General features: G+C 72.9%; 16 protein-coding genes. 13 read left to right on the top strand and 3 right to left on the bottom strand.

All coding sequences use genetic code 11. From position 1 onward, the window contains the following. Positions 1–14: 14 nt before the first annotated feature. Positions 15–2,024 (bottom strand): acyltransferase family protein, encoded by a 2,010-nt coding sequence (locus KM842_RS06420; RefSeq protein WP_216261634.1) that lies wholly within the window; start codon positions 2,022–2,024, stop codon positions 15–17. 94 nt (positions 2,025–2,118) lie between these two features. Here KM842_RS06420 and KM842_RS06415 point away from each other — a divergent pair, with 94 nt between their 5' ends. From KM842_RS06415 to KM842_RS06385, 7 genes are all read left to right on the top strand, one after another. Then, on the top strand, positions 2,119–3,351 hold the full coding sequence (locus KM842_RS06415; protein ID WP_216261633.1) for a sensor histidine kinase: 1,233 nt from the start codon (positions 2,119–2,121) through the stop codon (positions 3,349–3,351). Next, positions 3,348–4,043, top strand: a complete 696-nt coding sequence (locus KM842_RS06410) for a response regulator (protein ID WP_216261632.1) — start codon at positions 3,348–3,350, stop codon at positions 4,041–4,043. Before KM842_RS06415 ends, KM842_RS06410 begins: the two co-directional genes overlap by 4 nt. Positions 4,044–4,151: 108 nt before the next feature. Further along, the gene (locus tag KM842_RS06405) at positions 4,152–4,901 is read left to right on the top strand and encodes an ABC transporter ATP-binding protein (protein ID WP_216261631.1); all 750 of its coding nucleotides are present in this window, start codon (positions 4,152–4,154) and stop codon (positions 4,899–4,901) included. Beyond that, complete coding sequence (locus KM842_RS06400) at positions 4,898–6,292, top strand: ABC transporter permease (protein WP_216261630.1); 1,395 nt, start codon at positions 4,898–4,900, stop codon at positions 6,290–6,292. Before KM842_RS06405 ends, KM842_RS06400 begins: the two co-directional genes overlap by 4 nt. 234 nt (positions 6,293–6,526) lie before the next feature. Next, positions 6,527–8,296 (top strand): 2-isopropylmalate synthase, encoded by a 1,770-nt coding sequence (leuA, locus tag KM842_RS06395; protein WP_216261629.1) that lies wholly within the window; start codon positions 6,527–6,529, stop codon positions 8,294–8,296. Between the two features lie 493 nt (positions 8,297–8,789). After that, the gene (gene recO / locus KM842_RS06390; RefSeq protein WP_216261628.1) at positions 8,790–9,626 is read left to right on the top strand and encodes a DNA repair protein RecO; all 837 of its coding nucleotides are present in this window, start codon (positions 8,790–8,792) and stop codon (positions 9,624–9,626) included. Continuing rightward, the gene (locus tag KM842_RS06385) at positions 9,623–10,477 is read left to right on the top strand and encodes an isoprenyl transferase (protein WP_216261627.1); all 855 of its coding nucleotides are present in this window, start codon (positions 9,623–9,625) and stop codon (positions 10,475–10,477) included. The genes recO and KM842_RS06385 overlap by 4 nt, the downstream gene beginning before the upstream one ends. A 103-nt stretch (positions 10,478–10,580) precedes the next feature. Here KM842_RS06385 and KM842_RS06380 read toward each other — a convergent pair whose 3' ends face one another. Further along, positions 10,581–11,609: a LysR family transcriptional regulator gene (locus KM842_RS06380; RefSeq protein ID WP_216261626.1), complete on the bottom strand. Its 1,029-nt coding sequence runs from the start codon at positions 11,607–11,609 to the stop codon at positions 10,581–10,583. Positions 11,610–11,680: 71 nt separating this feature from the next. Between KM842_RS06380 and KM842_RS06375 the strand changes: the two genes are divergently transcribed. The 3 genes from KM842_RS06375 (at position 11,681) to KM842_RS06365 (ending at position 15,044) form a co-directional block, all read left to right on the top strand. After that, positions 11,681–12,736 (top strand): aminotransferase class V-fold PLP-dependent enzyme, encoded by a 1,056-nt coding sequence (locus KM842_RS06375; RefSeq protein WP_216261625.1) that lies wholly within the window; start codon positions 11,681–11,683, stop codon positions 12,734–12,736. A 98-nt stretch (positions 12,737–12,834) separates the two neighbouring features. Next, on the top strand, positions 12,835–14,220 hold the full coding sequence (locus KM842_RS06370; RefSeq protein ID WP_216261624.1) for a glycine--tRNA ligase: 1,386 nt from the start codon (positions 12,835–12,837) through the stop codon (positions 14,218–14,220). A gap of 104 nt (positions 14,221–14,324) precedes the next feature. After that, positions 14,325–15,044 carry a DsbA family oxidoreductase gene (locus tag KM842_RS06365; RefSeq protein ID WP_216261623.1) on the top strand — a complete coding sequence of 240 codons (720 nt, stop codon included), beginning with the start codon at positions 14,325–14,327 and terminating at the stop codon, positions 15,042–15,044. A gap of 309 nt (positions 15,045–15,353) precedes the next feature. On the opposite strand, the gene KM842_RS06360 is transcribed toward KM842_RS06365, so the two are convergent. After that, entirely contained in the window at positions 15,354–15,842 is a 489-nt protein-coding gene (locus tag KM842_RS06360; RefSeq protein WP_216261622.1) for an aminoacyl-tRNA deacylase, read from the bottom strand. Between the two features lie 47 nt (positions 15,843–15,889). On the opposite strand from KM842_RS06360, the gene dusB reads away from it, so the two are divergent. The 3 genes from dusB to dnaG all read left to right on the top strand — a co-directional run bounded on the left by dusB (position 15,890) and on the right by dnaG (position 20,323). Beyond that, complete coding sequence (gene dusB / locus KM842_RS06355) at positions 15,890–17,044, top strand: tRNA dihydrouridine synthase DusB (protein WP_216261621.1); 1,155 nt, start codon at positions 15,890–15,892, stop codon at positions 17,042–17,044. Beyond that, positions 17,041–18,321, top strand: coding sequence for a deoxyguanosinetriphosphate triphosphohydrolase (locus KM842_RS06350; RefSeq protein ID WP_216261620.1), 1,281 nt, complete (start codon positions 17,041–17,043; stop codon positions 18,319–18,321). Before dusB ends, KM842_RS06350 begins: the two co-directional genes overlap by 4 nt. Positions 18,322–18,388: 67 nt before the next feature. Then, entirely contained in the window at positions 18,389–20,323 is a 1,935-nt protein-coding gene (gene dnaG, locus KM842_RS06345; RefSeq protein ID WP_216261619.1) for a DNA primase, read from the top strand. Positions 20,324–20,469 lie beyond the last annotated feature (146 nt).

Here is a 20,469-nt window from a genome sequence, read left to right as displayed (position 1 = left end):
GGGCCTTCGCCGCGTCACCGCAGCTGCGGGACGCCCTGCTGGAGCAGTTGCCCCAGGGCGGCACGGACCGATCCGGCGTAGCCACGCGAGAGGTGGACACGGTCCGACCGCACCGGGACCCCGTCAACGACGGCGGTGGTCAGGCCGTCCCGGGCGACCAGGGGACTGCTGTCGACGATTCCGTCGCCGTGTCGCGCGGCCATCGCGTGGATCGTCGCGGCGCGCTCCCGCCAGGACGCCGACGTCCGTGTGACGCAGGCGAGCGGGGTCCCGAACGGCGAGCGGCACGTCCGGAGGTCGGCGCCGCCGGGTGGTGGGAGCAGGTGGACGAGTCGTCCGGTGGAGGACCGGAGCGTCTCGGCGAAGCGCTCGGTACCGTCCGCGAACTCGTGCTCGGTCGCGGCGCGGAGCGTGCCGTCGAGTCCGAAGGGGTCCTCGAGCTTGCTGGTCAACAGGACGACGTCCGGTCGGAGTTCCTGGATCGTCCGCAGCGCTGATGCAGATGCGGACGCGCACTGCGGTCGCAGGCCGCGGAGCGGGAGGTCGATCGCCGGGCAGCCGTCGGTCGGCACGGCGACGAGTCGCCAGCCCGGGAGGTGCTCGGCTGCCCAGGGGACGAGGGCGTCGAGCCAGGTCGCGGCGAGCGAATCGCCGGCGACGACCAGTGTGTGCGGCGCGGTCGCGGGTCCGAACGTGCAGTCCTCGATGGCCGGACGGTCGACGATCGACCCACAGGCCCGGGGCAGGGTGTGCGAGTCCTCCCGTGCCTGGAGGTCCCGGGGCAGCCCGCTCCAGGTGGTGGCGGCGAGGGCGGTGCCGAGGTGTTCCTGGACGGCCCGGACCGCTCCGCTCGCGGTCACCGGGCCGAGCTGGACGGGCTCGGGCACCGGCCGGACGGCGACCACGCCCACCGCCAGGGCGACTGCCGCGGCAGCCGAGGCGTAGGCGAGGGACCGCTGCGGCGGGCGGGGCCGAGCGCGGACGCGCTGTCGGAGGCCGTACCGCAGGGGCTCCTCGACGAGCCGGTGCGTCGCGTGGGCCAGGAGCAGCGCGATCGGGATGCTCGTCCAGGTCGCCGAGGGCGCCAGGACGGTCAGGAACACGAGGACGGGGAAGTGCCAGAGGTAGAGGACGTAGCTGATGGCACCGATCCCGTCCGTCACCCGGTTCTCGAGCACCGGGAGACCGGTACCACGCACGGTCCCGCCGACGAGCACGGCGCACGTCCCGAGCACGGGAAGCAGCCCGGCGGGAGCGGGGGCGGGGACGGCGGCGGTGATCGAGACCAGACCGAGGACCACGAGGACCACGCCGACCGACCAGAGGACCCGGGCGACGCGGGCGGGCACCCGACGACCGTCCGTCGTGCACGCGACGAGTGCTCCGGCCCCGATCTCCCACGCGCGCGTCGTCGTGGAGAAGTACGCCACCGACGGGTCGGACGCCGAACTCGACCAGGCCGAGACCAGCGAGGTCGCGACGACCACGACCAGGAGTGTGGTGAGGACGGCCCGCACGGAGCGCACGCCGCGGCGAGACCGGACGGCCACGGCGACGAGTGCGACCACCAGGGGCCACACCGCGTAGAACTGCTCCTCGACACCCAGGGACCACGTGTGTCGGAAGGCCGATGTCGGTCCGAGCGCAGCGAAGTAGTCGGTCCCGATCCGAGCGAAGTACCAGTTGGAGACGGACACGAGCGAAGCCGCCGCTGCGGTGGCGTCGGCTCGGAACGCGCCCGGCGTGAGCCACGCCGAGAGCGCGAGGGTCGCCGCCGTCACGAGCAGGAACGCCGGGGCGAGTCGCCACAGGCGGCGCCACCAGAACGTCGTCAGACGCACGGACCCGTCGTCCCGCAGCTGACGGAAGAGCCCACCGGTGATGAGGAAGCCCGACACGACGAAGAAGACGTCGACGCCGAGCCAGCCGCCGACCGGCGAACCTGCGGTGTGTTCGACGACCACCGCGAGGACCGCGATCGCACGGAGGCCCTGGACGTCACGGCGGAATCGTGTTGTAGGCATACCGCCCAGTATGACATGTAACATATCCTCGACAGCGAGGCGGGTCATCCCGCGGTCGGACGCGGCGGTCGGTCGATCGCCGTACCGTGGGGTGGTGTTCCGTCCGCTGCTCCGCACCCAGGTCGTCGTCGACATCGGCGTGGCGGTCGTCCTCGGCGGGCTGATCGCCGTGCTGTCCGGGTCGGCGATCGACGGTCCGGTGGCGCTGCTCACCGTCGCCGGGATGACCGTCGCCCTGGCCCTCCGCCGTCTGGCCCCGGGGCTCGCGCTCGCGGTGGCGTGGGCCACGGCAGTGTTCCAGATGGTGACGCAGCAGGAGCCGACCATCGTCGACGCCCTGGCCGCCGGCGTCGTATACACGACGAGCGTCTACGGCAGCCGGCGGGTGCGCGTCCTGGGGCTGCTCTCGGCGGTGGTCGGGGCGGTCGTCGCCGGCGTGTACATGGGCGTCCGGATCTACGGGACACCGGGCATCGGCGGGCGTCCCGAGACACTGCAGGAGTCGGTCTACGACGGCGCGACGTGGTTCGTCTTCACGCTCGCCGTCCTGATGCTGCCGTGGCTCGCCGGACTGGCCGTCCGCGCCCGACGCTCCGCCCGGATGAGCCGGGAGGCGCAGCTGCTCGCCGAGCGCGACGCCGCCCGCGCCGACCGGGCCGTGGCCATCGAGCAGGAGCGGGTGCGGATCGCCCGGGACATGCACGACATCGTGGCGCACTCGCTCGCGGTCGTCATCGCCCAGGCGGACGGCGCCCGGTACGCGCTGCGGGCCGACCCCGCGATCGCCGACGAGGCCCTCGGCACGATCGGCACGACCGCACGCCGGGCGCTCGGGGACGTGCGGGAGCTCCTCGGCGCCCTCCGGCACGAACAGGGCACGGCCCCCACGCCGGACGTCGACGACATCGAGCGCCTGGTCGCGCAGATGCGCGACGTCGGACTCGACGTGCAGGTGGAGCGCGAGGGCGACCCGTCCGCGCTGCCCACGACGACGCAGCTCGCCGTGTACCGGATCGTGCAGGAGAGCCTGACGAACGCGTACAAGCACGGCGCGCACGGGTCGCCCGTCCGGGCACGGCTGACCTACCGACCCGACACCGTCGAGATCGACGTGGTGAACCGTCGGTCGGAGGACGGCCGCCCCGGTCCCGGCACGGGTCACGGCCTCGTCGGGATGCGCGAGCGTGCCACCATGTCGGGCGGGAGCATGACGGCGGGACCCCGCGGCGCGGACTTCGCCGTGGCCGTCCGGATGCCCGCCCAGCCCTCGACCGGGCAGATGCCCCGGAACCGCGTGCCCACCGAGCAGGAGCAGTCCACGAGATGACCACCGAGCAGACCACGAGCAGCACCGCCCCCGCGCGCATCCGGGTCGCCCTCGTCGACGACCAGGCCCTCTTCCGGACGGGCATCCGGATGCTCATCGGGTCCCAGCCCGACCTGCAGTTCGTGGGCGAGGCCGGCGACGGCGCCGAGGGCCTCGAACTCGTCCGGCGCGGCCGACCGGACGTCGTGCTCATGGACGTCCGGATGCCGGTGATGGACGGCATCAGCGCCACGGCGGAGATCGTCGCGAGCGGAGCCGCCGCCAAGGTGCTCGTCCTCACCACGTTCGACTTCGACGAGGCCGCCGCGAAGGCCATCCGCGCCGGGGCGAGCGGCTTCGTGCTCAAGGACGCGGACCCCGAGTTCCTGCTCGCCGCGATCCGCACCGTGCACGCGGGCACCACCGTCTTCGCGGCCTCGGCCACCCGGGAGCTCCTGCGCCGGTACGAGGACCCCGCGGAGCAGCGGTCGACGGTCCCGGCGGCGTTCGCGGACCTGACGCCCCGGGAGCGGGAGATCTTCGACCTCGCGGCCCGTGGGCTGAGCAACGCCGAGATCGCCGCGCACGAGTACGTCAGCGAGGCGACCGTGAAGACGCACATCTCCCGGGTCCTCACCAAGCTCGAGCTGCGGGACCGGGTCCGTCTGGTCGTCTTCGCACACGAGCACGGGCTCGTCGCCAAGGGCGACTGAACCATCATCCGCCAGGAGGACACGGGCGGCGGATCCGAGCCGAGCGGATGACGGACGCGAGCCGGGCGACGGACGCGGGACGGGCCTCCCGGCCGCGATCGTGGAGGCATGGACAACCACGCACCGATCATCCGTCTCGACCACGTGTCCAAGCACTACGGTGACGCCGCCCGTCGTGTGACGGCGCTCGACGACGTCAGCGTCGACATCGGCGCGGGCGAGTTCACCGCCGTGATGGGCCCCTCTGGGTCCGGCAAGTCGACGCTCATGCACGTCGCCGCCGGGCTCGACCAGGTGTCGTCCGGTCGCATCACGATCGACGGCACGGACATCACCGGCCTCGGGGACCGCGACCTCACCGAACTCCGTCGGCGCCGGCTCGGCTTCGTCTTCCAGTCGTTCAACCTCGTGCCGACCCTGGACGTCAGCGAGAACATCCGGCTGCCGTTCCTGCTCGGCGGACACAAGCCCGACCGCGACGAGTCGGCGTGGATCGACCGGCTCGTCGAGATGCTCGGCCTCGGCAACCGTCTGGCGCACCGCCCGCACGAGCTCTCCGGCGGCCAGCAGCAGCGCGTCGCCATCGCCCGCGCCCTGGCCTCGCGGCCCGCCGTCGTCGTCGCCGACGAGCCGACCGGAGCCCTCGACTCCCGCACCGGCCGCGACGTGCTCGCCATCCTGCGCGGTGCCGTGGCCGAGTGGGGCCAGAGCGTCGTGATGGTGACGCACGACCCCGCGGCCGCCGCGAACGCCGACCGGATCCTGTTCCTGGCCGACGGGCGCATCGTCGCCGATCGGCCCCGCATGGCCGCCGCGGACATCTCCGCCACGATGCTCGGGATGGAGGCCGCGGCGTGAACGGCGTCAGGCAGTTCGCCCCGACGATCCTCGTCGCGGCGCTCGGCACGACCTTCGGGTCCGCCCTCGTCATCGCGCCGGGCGTCGTCGCCGAGGCGATCTCGACCACCGGGCTCGACGAGTCCACGACCGTCAAGGCGGTCCTCTCGGTGATCGGCTGGCTGTTCCTCGGCATCGCGCTCTACGTCGGCGCGATCGTGACGGCGAACACGTGCGCGACGCTCATCGCCGGGCAGACCCGCGTCATCGCCCTGCAGCGGCTCGTCGGCGCCACCGGTGCGTCGCTCCGGGCGCGGATCACCCGCACGGGGCTGCTCGTCGGCCTGCTCGGCGGTGTCGTCGGCGCGGTCGTCGGCACCGGGCTGTCAGCCGTGTTCGTGGCCGTGCTCCGCGGCAACGGGTTCCTGCCGGACCGGTCGTACACGCTGCTGCCGTGGGAGCTCGTCCTGCCGGTCGTCGCGGTCGTCCTCGCGACGTGGGGCGCATTCGCCGCCGGGTCACGGCGCGTGCTCACGGTCACGCCGCTGCAGGCGCTGTCGTCGAGCGTCGAGGCAAGCCACGAGGACGTCCGCGCCGGGAAGGCCCGCACCGTTTGGGCGATCTTGCTCATGGTGGTCGGTGCGCTCCTCGCCCTGCTCGGTCTCGCCGTCAGCAGCCTGTCGCCGATGGCGGTCCTGCCGGCAGCGCTCGGCGGGTTCGTGTCCTTCGCGGGTGTCGCCGTCGGCGCCACGATCGTGATGCCGCCGGTCCTGCAGGCCATCGGTCGGATCGGTGCGGCCGACCCGGTCGTCCTGCTCGCCGGCCGCAACGCCATGCGCGCCCCGGCCCGCTCGGCCCGTGCGACCATCGGGCTCGTCATCGGCGTCACGCTGCTCGTCACGTTCGCGGTCGCGCTCGGCATCATGCAGCACGTCACCGAGTCGACCTTCAGCGCGCAGAGCGGGGTCACGCCGGCGATGGTCGCGGAACAGCGGTCGTTCTTCGAGCAGCTCAACGCGGTGGTCAGCGTCATCGTCGGGTTCTCCGCCGTGATCGCCGCCGTCGGTGTCGTGAACGCCCTCGCCCTCGGCGTCCTGCAGCGGCGCCGGGAGCTCGGGCTCCTGCGCGTCCTCGGGCTCACCGGGGCGCAGGTCCGCCGGATGATCGTCACCGAGGCCGTGCAGATGGTCGTCGCGGCCGTCCTGACCGGGCTCGTGCTCGGCACCTTCTACGGCTGGCTCGGCGGGCAGACGCTGCTCGGCACGCTCGGGTCGGTCGTCACGCCGGTCCTGCCGCCGCTCATGATCGCCATCGTGGTCGTCGGGGCGCTCGTGCTCGCGGTGGTGGCGACGGTCGCGCCGGTGCGCCGCGCGATGCGCGTGCCGCCCACGGAGGCGCTCGCGGTCGACTGACCGCGTCACGTCTCGTCGCGTCGTGACCGACCGACGGACGGGAGGCTCGTCCCCAGCCGGGGGCGCGCCTCCCGTCCGTCACACGGTGCGCCGTCGACGGCCTGCGGTGCTAGCGTGAACCCGATGTCCTCGGCACTCCTCCTCCTTCGTCGCCGCGACGAGGCCTGACAACCGGCCCACCTCGTCGCGGAGTCCGTCGTGGCCGCACCACACCACACCGACGAAAGCGAACCGATGCAGAACGCGCAGCGCCCCTCCGGGATGCCGATCCACAAGTACGTCCCGTTCTCCGAGCAGATCACCGTCGACCTGCCCGACCGCACCTGGCCGACCAAGCGCATCGACCACGCGCCCCGCTGGTGCGCCGTCGACCTGCGTGACGGCAACCAGGCGCTCATCGACCCGATGGACGCCGACCGCAAGCGGGCGATGTTCGACCTGCTCGTGCGGATGGGCTACAAGGAGATCGAGGTCGGGTTCCCGAGCGCCTCGCAGACGGACTTCGACTTCGTCCGGTCGCTCATCGACGACGGCGCGATCCCGGACGACGTCACCATCCAGGTCCTGACCCAGGCGCGCGAGCACCTCATCGACCGCACGTACGAGGCGATCGACGGTGCGAAGCAGGCGATTGTGCACCTGTACAACTCGACGAGCATCGTGCAGCGCGAGGTCGTCTTCCGCACCGACGTGCAGGGGGTCGTGGACATCGCGGTCGCCGGCGCGCTCATGTGCAAGGCCGCCGAGGCCCGCCTGCAGCACGACACGACGGTCTACTACGAGTACTCGCCGGAGTCGTACACGGGCACCGAGCTCGAGGTCGCGGTGCAGATCTGCAACGCCGTGCTCGAGGTCTTCGAACCGACCCCCGAGCGCAAGGTCATCATCAACCTGCCCGCCACGGTCGAGATGGCGACGCCCAACGTCTACGCCGACTCGATCGAGTGGATGTCCCGCAACCTCGCCCACCGGCAGGACGTCATCCTGTCGCTGCACCCGCACAACGACCGGGGGACCGCCGTCGCCGCCGCCGAGCTCGGGTACATGGCCGGTGCGGACCGCATCGAGGGGTGCCTGTTCGGCAACGGGGAGCGCACCGGCAACGTCGACCTGGTCGCCCTCGGCATGAACCTGTTCACGCAGGGGATCGACCCGGAGATCGACTTCTCGGACATCGACCAGGTCAAGCGCACGGTCGAGTACTGCAACCAGCTGCCCGTGCCGGAGCGGCAGCCGTGGGCGGGCGACCTCGTCTACACGGCCTTCAGCGGTTCGCACCAGGACGCCATCAAGAAGGGCCTCGAGGCGCTCGAGGCCCGCGCGGCAGCCGAGGGCGTCGGCGTCGACGACGTCGTCTGGGCGGTGCCGTACCTGCCGGTCGACCCGAAGGACATCGGTCGCTCGTACGAGGCCGTCATCCGCGTGAACTCGCAGTCCGGCAAGGGCGGCGTTGCCTACCTGCTCAAGACCGACCACGCGCTCGACCTGCCCCGCAAGCTGCAGATCGAGTTCTCCGGGGTCGTCCAGCAGCGCACCGACGCCGAGGGTGGTGAGTTCACCTCGGAGCGGATCTGGGACCTGTTCCACGACGAGTACCTGCCCGCCCACGTCGACGACGACAAGTGGGGTCGGTACGAGATCACGAAGACCGCCACCTCGAGCGACTTCGACGGCACCACGAAGCTGTCGGTCGCCATGCGCGTCGACGAGGGCGCCGTCACCGCCGAGGCCGTCGGCACCGGTCCGATCGACGCGTTCCTCACGGTGATGCGCGAGCAGGGCGTCGACGTCACGCTGTACGACTACTCCGAGCACACGATGAGCGCCTCGGGCGACGCGCAGGCTGCCTCCTACGTCGAGCTCGACGTGGACGGGGTGCGGCTGTGGGGCGTCGGCATCGACGCCGACATCGCGACGGCGTCGCTCAAGGCGATCGTGTCGGCGGTGAACCGCGCGGTGCGCGCGGGGGCCGCGTCGGGCGCGTCGGAGCTCGTTCCGGCCTGAGCCGGTCACGGGCGGGAGGTGCGGGGCGGGCCGGCTGCGCGCCTCCCGGCCGTCCTGTCCGTCGTCGAGGTCGCATCTTCTGCCGCCGGTCGGGCGTCGGTCCGGCAGTTCCTGCGACCTGGGCGATCGGCCTGCGGCGGGTCGTGCGACCTCGGCGGGCCGCGTCGGGCGCGGCGTAGGCCGTCCCAGCCCGAGCTGTTCGCGGACGGGAGGCGCGGGGCGGGGACACCCGCGTGTCTCCCGTCCGCCCCGTCCGTCGTCGAGGTCGCGTCTTCTGCCGTCCGGGGGGCGCCGTTCCGGCAGTTCCTGCGACCTGGCGGATCGGCCTGCGGCGGGTCGTGCGACCTCGGCGGGCGGCGCGGCTCGGCTCGACCGGGCGCGGCTCCGCTCGGCGCGGCTCGGCCCGTCCCGGCCCGGCCCGGCCCGGCGCGGCGCGGCGCGGCCCGGCGCTGGCGGGGCAGGAGGCGTCGGCGGGGCGGGGGATACTGGGCACATGCCGCTGTACCGGGACGAGTGCGTCGTGTTGCGCACCCACAAGCTCGGTGAGGCCGACCGTATCGTCACGATGCTCAGCCGGCAGCACGGCAAGATCCGGGCCGTCGCGAAGGGTGTCCGGCGCACCGCCTCGAAGTTCGGCTCGCGGCTCGAACCGTTCATGGTCGTGGACGCCCAGTTCTACGAGGGCCGGTCGCTTGACATCGTCACGCAGGCGGAGTCCCTCGGTGCGTACGGTGCCCGCATCGTGGCCGACTACGGCGCGTACACGGCAGCCAGCGCGATGGTCGAGACGGCCGACCGACTGAGTGAGGCGGACGCAGGCCTCCAGCAGTACCTGCTGCTCGTCGGTGCGCTGCGCTCGCTGTCCCGCGGCGAGCACCAGCCGAGCGCGACGCTCGACTCCTACCTGCTGCGGGCGATGAGCATCGCGGGATGGGCGCCGTCGTTCAGCGACTGCGCGGTCACCGGGGAGCCCGGGCCGCACTCGGCGTTCGTCGTGCAGCTCGGTGGGGTGGTGGCGGACTCGGCCGCGCCTCCCGGCACGCCACGGCTGGACCCGGCGACGCTCGACGTCCTCGGGTCGCTGCTGGCGGGGGACTGGGGGACGGTCGACGCGACCGACGAGCGGACGAGATCACGGGCCTCCGGCGTGGTCGCGGCCTACGCACAGTGGCACCTGGAACGATCACTGCGGTCGCTGCCGCACGTCGACCGCACCGAGCACCCCTCACCCGTGGCCCCGAGCCCCGGCGGCGTGCCGGCGGCCGTCACGGCGGTCCCCGCTCCTCCCGTGCCCGCTGCAGGGCCCGACCCCGAAGGACCCCGCGCATGAGCCCTCGCCGTCCCGCCGCCGAGCCCCGGGAGTTCCTGCCGGTCGACTGGACGGGCGAGCACCCGCCGGCGATCCCGAAGCGGTTCGTCCCCGGGCACGTGGCGATCGTCATGGACGGCAACGGCCGCTGGGCCAACCAGCGTGGTCTCACGCGGATCGAGGGGCACAAGGCGGGCGAGGCCTCGCTGCTCGACGTCGTCGCGGGCGCGATCCAGATCGGCGTCACGCACGTGTCGGCGTACGCGTTCTCGACCGAGAACTGGAAACGCTCCCCGGAGGAGGTGCGCTTCCTGATGGGCTTCAACCGCGACGTCATCCGCCGCCGCCGGGACCAGCTGCACGAGTGGGGCGTCCGTGTCCGGTGGGCCGGGCGCACCCCGCGGCTCTGGCGGAGCGTCATCGACGAGCTGCAGACCGCCGAGGCGATGACGGCCGACAACGACGTCCTGACGCTGACGATGTGCGTGAACTACGGCGGTCGGAACGAGATCGCCGACGCGGTCCGGTCCATCGCCGACGACGTCGCCGCGGGCCGGTTGAAGCCGAGCCAGGTGACCGAGAAGACCCTCGCGAAGCGGCTGTACGTGCCGGAGCTGCCCGACGTGGACCTGTTCCTCCGGAGCTCGGGCGAGCAGCGGACGTCGAACTTCATGCTGTGGCAGTCCGCCTACGCCGAGATGGTGTTCCTCGACCGGCTGTGGCCCGACTTCCGGCGCACCGACCTGTGGGGCGCGATCGAGGAGTACGCCAGCCGCGACCGGCGCTACGGCGGCGCGGTGGACACGCCCACGGCCGAGGAGGCGCCCGCGGCCGAAGGCGCGCCTGCGACCGAGGGCGCGCCCGGAGCCTGAGCCGGGAGCGGCCGGGCAGCGTCCCGTCCAGCGAGGAACTGGCCGGGCGGCGCCCGTCGAGCGGGCGCGGCCGGCAACGCCCCGCCGAGCGGGTAGCACAGCGTCACCCGGGGAGCGGCCCGTCGAGCAGGTGCGCCGCCGCCCGGACGGCCTCGAGCGTCGCCCGCACGCTCGGCACACGTTCGGCGCCCCGGGCCACGACGACCTCCACCCGTCGCGCCAGGTCGTCGTCGGCCGGCGCGACCTCGACCTGAGGCGGGAGCACCGTCGTCACGAGTGCCAGCCGGGGGAGCAGCGCCACCCCGAGTCCCGCGGCGACGAGTCCGACCACGGCCGCGGCGTTGTCGGTCTCGAGGACGATGTCCGGCGTGAAGCCCGAGGCGGCGCACGACGCGAGCAGGTGGCCCCGGCAGCGCGGGCACCCGCCGATCCAGCGCGCGTGGCGGAGCGCCGCCAGGTCGACCGGGCCCGCCGTGGCAGACGTCGGCGCACCGGTCGGCCCGGCGCCACTCGCCGGCCCGGCACCGCGCGCCGCGCCGGGTCCACTCGCCGCCTCGGCTCCGCTCGCCGTCCGCGCGCCGCTCGCCGCCCCGGTCCGCGGGGTGACCAGTGCGAGCGGGTCCCGTCCGAGCGGTCGGGAGAGCAGCGCCGCATCGACGCCCGTGTCGTCCCCGACGTGCGTGAAGGTCAGGGCGACGTCGACCTCGCCGCTCCGCACCAGGTCGAGGGCCTCGGGCGGTTCGACCTCGACGTACGAGGTCGCCACGCTCGGCGCGGTCGACGCCAGCCGGGCCAGGACCGCCGGCACGAGGGTGGACGACGCGCTCGGGAAGCCCGCGAGCCGGACCCGGCCGCGAGTGAGACCGCCGACCGCGTCGAGGTCCTCGCGCGCCGCCGTCAGCGCCGCCTGCACGTGCAGGGCGTGGTCCGCGAGCACCTGACCGGCGTGGGTGAGCGTCGCCCCACGTCCGCCGCGGAGGACGAGCGCGTGCCCGAGACGCTGCTCGGCCCGGGTGAGCAGTTGGCTGACCGCCGGCTGGCTCGACCCGAGCGCAGTCGCTGCCCGGGTGATCGACCCGCCGTCGGCGACCGCGCGCAGGACCCGGAGCAGCTGCGGATCGATGTCGTCCATCACACGATGTTACCGACGGCACAACCAAACGCCCCTGGTGTGATGCCCCCGCGCGGAGGAACCTGTCCGGCATGGACTCCTTCCCCGACGGTCACGGTTACCTGGCGGCGTGCACGGCCGGGCTGCCCACGCTCGGCACCCTCGCCGCGCAGCGCGCCGACCTCGACGCGTGGTCGCGTGCCGAGACCTCGCCGGCACGGTACGGCGCCCTCGTCGAGGAGGGGCGCGCCCTGTTCGCCGACCTCGTCGGGGTTCCGGCAGCGCGGGTCGCGACGGGCTCGCAGACCTCGGTGATGGCCGCCGTCGTCGCCGCCGCCCTGCCCGACGGGGCCGAGGTCGTTGTCCCCGACGCGGACTTCAGCTCGGTCGTGTTCCCCTTCACCGTGCAGGCGCACCGCGGGGTGCGGGTCCGGAGTGTCCCCCTCGACCGCCTCGCCGCCTCCGTCGGCCCGGACACCGCCCTCGTCGTCTGGTCCGCCGTCCAGTCCGCCACCGGAACCGTCACCGACCCCGAGCCGGTCCTCGCCGCCGCCCGTCAGGTCGGCGCGCTCACGCTCTGCGACCTCACCCAGGCGGCCGGCGTGCTCCCCGTCTCGGCGGCACCCTTCGACGTCACCATCACCCACGCCTACAAGTGGCTCTGCGCACCGCGCGGCGTCGTCTTCACGACGTTCTCCGACGCCGCGCTCGAGCGGCTCCGCCCCGTCCACGCCGGGTGGTACGCGGGCGAGGACGTCTGGTCCTCCTGCTACGGACCGATCATGCACCTGGCCGCCGACGCCCGCCGCTTCGACGTGTCCCCGGCGTGGCAGGCGTGGCCCGGCGCCGTCGCCGCCCTCCGGCACGCGGTCGCGCTGGCTCCGGGATCGGCCTGGAGGCACGCCACCGGTCTCGCGGACCGGCTGTGCGACGCGCTCGGCTCGCCCCGGCAAGGGGACGGACAGGCGATCGTCACCTTCCCCGACGCCGACGGGGCGGCACTCCGGGCCCTCACCGCGGCGGGGCTGACCGCCTCGGGGCGGGCCGGGCGGCTCCGCATCGCGTTCCACCACTGGAACGACGAGCGGGACGTGCGCGACGTGGCGGCGGCGTTGGCGGGGGTGGACGCGACCGCGTCGGCACGGTGAGCGTGGTCGACGGAGCCGAGCCGGGCCTCCCGGGCCGCTAGCATTGCCGGGTCCGCCCGCACACCGAGCACCCAGCTCGGCGAACACAGGAGCCCCTCTTGGCACAGCCCTCCCGTCTCGACAGCGTCATCGCCCTGGCCAAGCGCCGTGGCTTCGTCTTCCAGTCGGGGGAGATCTACGGCGGATCCCGCTCCGCGTGGGACTACGGGCCCCTCGGCGTCGAGCTCAAGGAGAACATCAAGCGCCAGTGGTGGCAGCGGTTCGTCCGCGGCCGCGGCGACATGGTCGGCCTGGACTCGGCCGTCATCCTGCCCCGCAAGGTGTGGGAGGCCTCGGGGCACGTCGCGACCTTCACCGACCCGCTCGTCGAGTGCCTGCACTGCCACCACCGCTTCCGCGAGGACCACCTGCTCGAGGCGTTCACGGCGAAGAAGGGCCGCGCTCCCGAGGGCGGCATGGCGGAGGTCGCGTGCCCGAACTGCGGCACCCGCGGCGAGTGGACCGAGCCCCGCGAGTTCTCCGGCATGCTCAAGACCTACCTCGGCCCGGTCGAGTCCGAGGAGGGGCTGAACTTCCTCCGTCCCGAGACCGCGCAGGGCATCTTCGTCGACTTCGCCCAGGTCGTCACGACCAGCCGCATGAAGCCTCCGTTCGGCATCGGTCAGGTCGGCAAGGCGTTCCGCAACGAGATCACGCCGGGCAACTTCATCTTCCGCACGCGTGAGTTCGAGCAGATGGAGATCGAGTACTTCGTGCCGCCGGCCTCGGCCGAGGAGCACTACGAGCAGTGGATCGCCGACGCCGTCGCGTTCTACACCGACCTCGGCATCGACCCGGAGAACCTGCGTCGCTTCGACGTGCCGGACGGCGAGCGGGCGCACTACTCGGACGCCACCGCCGACATCGAGTACCGCTTCGGGTTCGCGGGCACCGAGTGGGGCGAGCTCATGGGTGTCGCGAACCGCACGGACTTCGACCTCAAGAACCACATCGAGGCGTCCGGGCAGGACCTCCGGTACTTCGACCAGGCCGCGAACGAGAAGTACGTCCCGTACGTCATCGAGCCGTCGTTCGGTCTGACCCGCGCCCTCATGGCGTTCCTGCTCGACTCGTACCACGAGGACGAGGCCCCGAACGCGAAGGGCGGCGTCGACAAGCGCACGGTGCTACGCCTCGACCCGCGTCTGGCACCGGTCAAGGCCGCGGTCCTCCCGCTGTCGCGCAACGAGCAGCTCTCCCCGGTCGCCCGCGGCCTGGCCGACGACCTGCGCCGCAACTGGAACGTCGACTTCGACGACGCCGGTGCGATCGGTCGGCGCTACCGTCGCCACGACGAGATCGGCACCCCGTTCTGCATCACGGTCGACTTCGACACGCTCGACGACAAGGCCGTCACGGTGCGCGAGCGCGACACGATGGGCCAGGAGCGCGTGTCGCTCGACCGTCTGCAGGGGTACCTGGCCGAGCGACTGCTCGGCGCGTAGCGTCGGCCGGTGCCGGTGCCGGTGCCGGTGCCGGTGCCGGTGCCGCGGACGCCTCGCGCCCGCGGCACCGGGAATGCCCGCACCGCACGGGCGTTGGGACCAGCATGAACGACTCCGTGAAGGTCGATGTCTGGTCGGACATCGCCTGCCCCTGGTGCTACATCGGCAAGCGCAAGTTCGAGGCGGGCGTCTCCGCGTTCGGCGGCCCGGTCGAGGTCGAGTACCACTCCTTCGAGCTGAGCCCGGACACCCCCGTCGACTTCGAGGGCACCGAGGCCGAGTTCCTCTCGCAGCACAAGGGCCTCCCGGTGGCGCAGGCGCAGCAGATGATCGACCAGGTCGCCGGCATCGCCGCCCAGGTCGACCTGCACTACGACTACGACGCCCTCCGGCACACGAACACCGTCAAGGCGCACCAGGTGATCCACGTCGCCAAGCAGCACGGCAAGCAGCGCGAGATGGTCGAGCGGCTCTTCACCGCCTACTTCGAGCGGGGCGAGCACGTCGGGCAGGACGAGTCGCTCGCCGACCTCGCCGCCGAGGTCGGACTCGACCGCGACGAGGTCCTCACCACTCTCCGCGACGACAGCCAGCTCCCGGCGGTCCGCGCCGACCAGGCCCAGGCGCAGGCGTACGGCATCAACGGCGTCCCGTTCTTCGTCATCGACGGCAAGTACGGCGTCTCGGGTGCGCAGGACCCGGCCGCGTTCGAGCAGGTCCTCCGCCAGGTGGTCGCACTCCGCGACGCCACCCCCGAGGACGTGGCCGCGTCGGCGCAGCGCGCCGCCGAGGACGCGGCAGCGGATGCGGGCGTGACCCGGTGACGGGCGCGACGGCTTCCGTGGTCGGTGGGACGGGCCTCCCGGCCGGTCCGGAGGCGCGACCGGCCCTCCTGACGCTCGTCACCCCCGGCGGTGCCCCCGTCTGCGAGGGCGACTCGTGCTTCGTGCCGGGCGCCGAGGGGGACTGGTCCGAGGTCCCCGACTGACGGCGCCCGCGGCGTCGCGCCCCGGTTCGCACTCGGCGTTTGCGGCGTCACGCCCGTTTCCGCACATCGCGCCCTGTTCCGACGGGGCGCGACGTGCGGAGCGGGGCGCGACCGGCGCGACGTGCGCGACGGGGCGCGACGCTCCTTAGGGGCGGGCCGGCTCCTCGTCGGTGATGTCGGCGACGGTCGCGCCGTACGCCGCGACGAGCGCGTCGGCCTCGACGAAGGCGCTCGCGCCGTGCCGGCCGGCTCCGAGGGCGACCCGACGCCCGAGCACCCGCTCGTCGGCGTACACCGGCAGATCACCCGTCGCGCCGATCGGGGTGATGGTGCCGCGTTCGTATCCGCTGGCCTCGAGCGCGGTGGCCGCGTCGGGCATCGACAGCTTGTTGACGCCGACGACGGTCCGGAGCTTCTTCCACGCGATGCTCCGGCCGCCGGGGACGAGTGCCAGCAGGAACCCGCCGTCGTGCCGCTTCACGACGAGTGTCTTCACGACGTCACCGCGGTCGATGCCGAGCAGGGCCGCGGCGCCCTCGAGCGAGTCGGCGGCGGGACGTTCGACCACCTGCACGTCGAGTCCCCGTGCAGCGGCGTCGGCGTCGAAGCGGGAGACGGCATCCGGATCGGTCATGTGGAGAACGCTACCCGCGGGCGACGACGTGGGAGGATGAGGACGGTATGACGATGACACAAGCTGCAGCAGCACCACTGCGCATCGGCCCGATCCAGGTCGATGCGCCCGTCGTGCTCGCCCCGATGGCCGGCATCACGAACATGGCGTACCGCCGGCTCTGCCGTGAGTACGGCGCCGGCCTGTACGTGTGCGAGATGATCACCTCCCGGGCCCTGGTGGAGCGCACGCCGGAGTCCATGCGGCTCATCCGGCACCACGAGTCCGAGACCCCGCGGTCGATCCAGCTGTACGGCGTCGAGCCGAACACCGTCGCCGAGGCCGCCACGATCCTGGTGGGTGAGGACCGCGCCGACCACATCGACCTCAACTTCGGGTGCCCGGTGCCCAAGGTCACCCGGAAGGGCGGCGGCGCGGCCCTGCCCTGGAAGCTCGACCTGTTCCGCGACCTCGTCACGAAGACCGTCGCGGCCGCCGGCGACGTCCCGGTCACCGTCAAGATGCGCAAGGGCATCGACGGCGACCACCTGACGTACCTCGACGCGGCGAAGATCGCCCGGGACGCCGGCGTCGCGAGCGTCGCACTGCACGCCCGCACCGCGAACGAGCACTACTCGGGCCAGGCGGACTGGTCGGCGATCGCGACGCTCAAGGAGACCGTCACCGACATCCCGGTCCTCGGCAACGGCGACATCTGGTCCGCCGCCGACGCCCTGCGCATGGTCGACGAGACCGGCTGCGACGGGGTCGTCGTCGGGCGCGGCTGCCTCGGTCGGCCGTGGCTCTTCGGCGACCTGGCCGCGGCGTTCCGGGGCGAGGACCTCCGCGCTGCCCCGAGCCTCGGCGACGTCGCGGTGGCGTTCCGTCGGCATGCCGAACTGCTCGTCGAGTTCTTCGAGTCCGAGGAGCACGGCTGCCGGGACGTCCGGAAGCACGTGGCCTGGTACTTCAAGGGGTACCCGATCGGTGGCGAGGTCCGGTCCGGGCTCGCGATGGCGTCCAGCCTGCAGGAGATCGACGACCTGCTCGGCAAGCTCGACTGGAGCGCACCGTACCCGGGCGCCGACGTCGAGGGCCCCCGTGGTCGTGCCGGACACGCGAAGCGCACCGCCCTGCCCGACCGCTGGCTCGAGAGTCGCGACGTCGACGCCGAGTTCCGCAAGGTCCTGGCGGCCGCCGAGATGCACCACAGCGGCGGATGAGCGCCACCTCGTCGTACGGGCCGGCCGACGCCGACCGGTGGTTCCCCGAGCAGCACGGCAACCGGCGCAGCGACTTCGCCCGTGACCGCGCCCGACTGCTGCACTCGAGCGCGCTGCGACGCCTGGCCGCCAAGACCCAGGTCCTCAGCCCGACGACGGGGCTCGACTTCGCCCGGAACCGGCTGACGCACTCGCTCGAGGTCGCGCAGGTCGGCCGCGAGCTCGCCGACAGCCTGGGCCTCGACCCGGACGTCGTCGACACCGCGTGCCTGGCGCACGACATCGGGCACCCGCCGTTCGGCCACAACGGCGAGACCGCGGTCAACGCCTGGGCCGCGGGCATCGGCGGGTTCGAGGGCAACGCGCAGACCCTCCGACTGCTCACCCGCCTCGAGCCGAAGGTGTACGGCGACGACGGCCGGGCGTACGGGCTCAACCTGACCCGCGCCTCCCTCGACGCCAGCTGCAAGTACCCGTGGCCGGCGTCGCAGGGCGTGGGCGAGGCGTCGTCCGGGCGCACGAAGTTCGGCTTCTACGACGACGACCACGAGGCCTTCGCCTGGCTCCGCGCCGGCGCTCCCCGTCGGCAGCGCTGCATCGAGGCGCAGGTCATGGACCTGTCCGACGACATCGCGTACTCGGTGCACGACTTCGAGGACGCCGTCGTCGCGGGCTTCATCGACGTCGCCGCCCTGGGGGACCGCGTCGGCGAGAACGACATCGTCTCCGCCATGCACGCCTGGGTCGGCGACGACCTGAGCCGTGACGAGCTGCTGGACGCGTTCGACCGCCTGCGTGGGATGTCGCTCTGGATGACCTCGTACGACGGCTCCCGGCAGGACCAGGCACGCCTGAAGAACCTGACGAGCCAGCTCATCGGCCGGTTCGCCCGTACCGCGACGACCGCGACACGCGAGTCGTACGCTTCGGGCTCCCTCGTCCGGTTCGCCGCGAGCGTCGTGACCCCGCCCGAGATCATCGGCGAGATCGCGGTCCTCAAGGGCATCGTCGCCGCCTTCGTCATGACGCAGGGCGACCGGCAGCCCGTCTACGAGGACCAGCGCCGCGTGCTGACCGAGCTGCTCGACACGCTGGCCGCCCGCGAGGACTCGGCGCTCGAGCCCGGTTTCGCCGCCGACTGGCGCGCCGCGACCGACGACCAGGGACGCCTGCGTGCCGTGGTCGACCAGGTCGCGAGCCTCACCGACCAGGGCGCGATCGCCTGGCACAAGCGGCTGGTCGTCGGGGAGCGCGAACCCGTCCACGTCGCCGTCTGACCGCTCCGACGGGTCGGCTCGTCCACACCGGTCGATCGGCGTCGGCCCGCCGAACTAGAATCGTCGGGTGGCAGGCCTGATCGCGCGGAACGACATCGACGAGGTCCGCGCGCGCGTGAACATCGCCGACGTGGTCGGCGACTACGTCACCCTGAAGTCGGCCGGCGTCGGGTCGCTCAAGGGCCTCTGCCCCTTCCACGACGAGCGCACCCCGTCGTTCCACGTCCGCCCCCAGGTCGGTCGGTACCACTGCTTCGGCTGCGGCGAGGACGGCGACGTCTTCAGCTTCCTCATGTCGCAGGACCACACGACCTTCCAGGAAGCCGTCGAGCGGATGGCCGCGAAGATCGGCTTCACGCTCCACTACGAGGAGGGCGACGGGCCGCGCACCGACTACAACGCCCGCGCCCGGCTCATCGCCGCGAACGAGGCGGCGCAGTCGTTCTTCACGGCGCAGCTCACCACGGCTGCCGCCGAGCCAGCGCGCCGGTTCCTGGGGGAGCGGGGCTTCGACCCGGCCGCGGCCCAGCACTTCGGCGTCGGCTTCGCCCCGAAGTCGTTCGACGCCCTCAAGGACCACCTGCGGGGCCGCGGCTTCAGCGTCGACGAGATCGTCGCAGCCGGGCTCGTCAGCCAGGGTGACCGGTCCCCGTACGACCGGTTCCGCGGACGACTCATGTGGCCCATCCGCGACGTCACCGGGGCGACGATCGGGTTCGGTGCCCGCCGCCTGCTCGAGGACGACAAGGGCCCGAAGTACCTGAACACCCCCGAGACGCCCATCTACCACAAGAGCCAGGTGCTCTACGGGATCGACCTCGCCCGCAAGGAGATCGCCAAGGGCAAGCAGGTCGTCATCGTCGAGGGCTACACCGACGTCATGGCGTGCCACCTCGCCGGCATCACGACTGCGGTGGCCACGTGCGGCACGTCCTTCGGTGTCGACCACATCAAGGTCCTGCGTCCGATGCTCGGCGACTCGGCCGCGCAGCACGTGTCCCAGCTCGGCCAGATCGTCTTCACCTTCGACCCCGACGAAGCCGGGCAGCGGGCCGCCTCCCGTGCCTTCACCGAGGAGCAGCGCTTCGCCTCCCAGACCTACGTCGCGGTCGCGCCGGGCGGACTCGACCCGTGCGACCTGCGCCTGGCCCGTGGTGACGACGCGATCCGGCGCCTGGTCGAGAACCGGCGCCCGATGTTCGAGTTCATGATCCGTCGGCGGCTCGACGGGCACGACCTCGACACCGTGGAGGGCCGCGTCGCCGGGCTGCGCGAGTCCGCACCGGTCATCTCGGAGATCCGCGACCGCGCACTCGCCGACGGGTACATCCGCAACACGGCGGGCTGGCTCGGCATGGACATCGAGGACGTCCGTCGCGCGGTCGCCGCAGCGCGTCGGCGTTCCACGGACGCCGGGCACGACGGTCGGTCCGGAGGCTCGTCCAGCGGTGGCCACGCCGGTCCCGGTGGCGGGCACACCGGCCAGGGCGACGGGCCGAGCGTGCCCGAGGAGCCGCAGGCGAGCCTCCGCTCGCTGCCCGACGACCCGATCGCCCGGATGGAGCGCGACGCCGTGATGGCGATGGTCCAGCAGCCGCAGTCGGTCGGCGTGCCGCTGCTCGGCCTCGCCGCGTCGGCGACGTTCTCGGCGCGGATGCTGTCGGTCGTGCGGGACGCCGTCGTGGCGAACATCGACGCGGTCGGCGACCGGGCGTGGCTCGACAAGCTGCTCGGCGACGTCCCCGCGCCGTTCCGGTCCCTCGTGCAGGAGCTCGCGCTGGCACCGATCCCGGCCCGTTCCGACGAGGACCTCGCGATCTACTGCCGCGGCATCGTCGTGGCCCTGGTCGAGCGCGACCTGCTCGCCCGCAAGGCGTCCCTCCTCGGGCAGCTGCAGCGCACCGACCCGTCCGACCAGGAGCGCCGGGCAGATGTGCAGCGGCAGCTGGTCGACCTCGACGGGCAGCGGATGCGCCTCCGCGCGGACACCCCCGGCGCCTGACGACCGACCCGCCACCGGCGCTCGACGCCGGTGCTCCAGCCTGCCGGGATGCCCCGTACGACGCGGAGTTGCCGCACGCAACATCCCGCCGCGGGCGCAACGAAGCTGCGCGCCGCGCCGGGCACACTGCCCCCGATGCTGCCCCG

The sequence above is a fragment of the Curtobacterium sp. L6-1 genome, assembly GCF_018885305.1.
GTDB classification, from domain to species: domain Bacteria; phylum Actinomycetota; class Actinomycetes; order Actinomycetales; family Microbacteriaceae; genus Curtobacterium; species Curtobacterium aetherium.
This window is presented reverse-complemented; position numbering and strand designations above follow the sequence as displayed.

Bases quoted from the DNA above. Each gene is read 5' to 3' on its own strand.
- KM842_RS06365 (WP_216261623.1), top strand. From the start codon at position 14,325: ATGAACGACTCCGTGAAGGTCGATGTCTGGTCGGACATCGCCTGCCCC.
- KM842_RS06385 (WP_216261627.1), top strand. From the start codon at position 9,623: ATGAGCCCTCGCCGTCCCGCCGCCGAGCCCCGGGAGTTCCTGCCGGTC.
- KM842_RS06360 (WP_216261622.1), bottom strand. From the start codon at position 15,842: ATGACCGATCCGGATGCCGTCTCCCGCTTCGACGCCGACGCCGCTGCA.
- leuA (WP_216261629.1), top strand. From the start codon at position 6,527: ATGCAGAACGCGCAGCGCCCCTCCGGGATGCCGATCCACAAGTACGTC.
- KM842_RS06405 (WP_216261631.1), top strand. From the start codon at position 4,152: ATGGACAACCACGCACCGATCATCCGTCTCGACCACGTGTCCAAGCAC.
- KM842_RS06375 (WP_216261625.1), top strand. From the start codon at position 11,681: ATGGACTCCTTCCCCGACGGTCACGGTTACCTGGCGGCGTGCACGGCC.
- KM842_RS06350 (WP_216261620.1), top strand. From the start codon at position 17,041: ATGAGCGCCACCTCGTCGTACGGGCCGGCCGACGCCGACCGGTGGTTC.
- KM842_RS06410 (WP_216261632.1), top strand. From the start codon at position 3,348: ATGACCACCGAGCAGACCACGAGCAGCACCGCCCCCGCGCGCATCCGG.
- recO (WP_216261628.1), top strand. From the start codon at position 8,790: ATGCCGCTGTACCGGGACGAGTGCGTCGTGTTGCGCACCCACAAGCTC.
- dusB (WP_216261621.1), top strand. From the start codon at position 15,890: ATGACGATGACACAAGCTGCAGCAGCACCACTGCGCATCGGCCCGATC.
- KM842_RS06380 (WP_216261626.1), bottom strand. From the start codon at position 11,609: ATGGACGACATCGATCCGCAGCTGCTCCGGGTCCTGCGCGCGGTCGCC.
- KM842_RS06420 (WP_216261634.1), bottom strand. From the start codon at position 2,024: ATGCCTACAACACGATTCCGCCGTGACGTCCAGGGCCTCCGTGCGATC.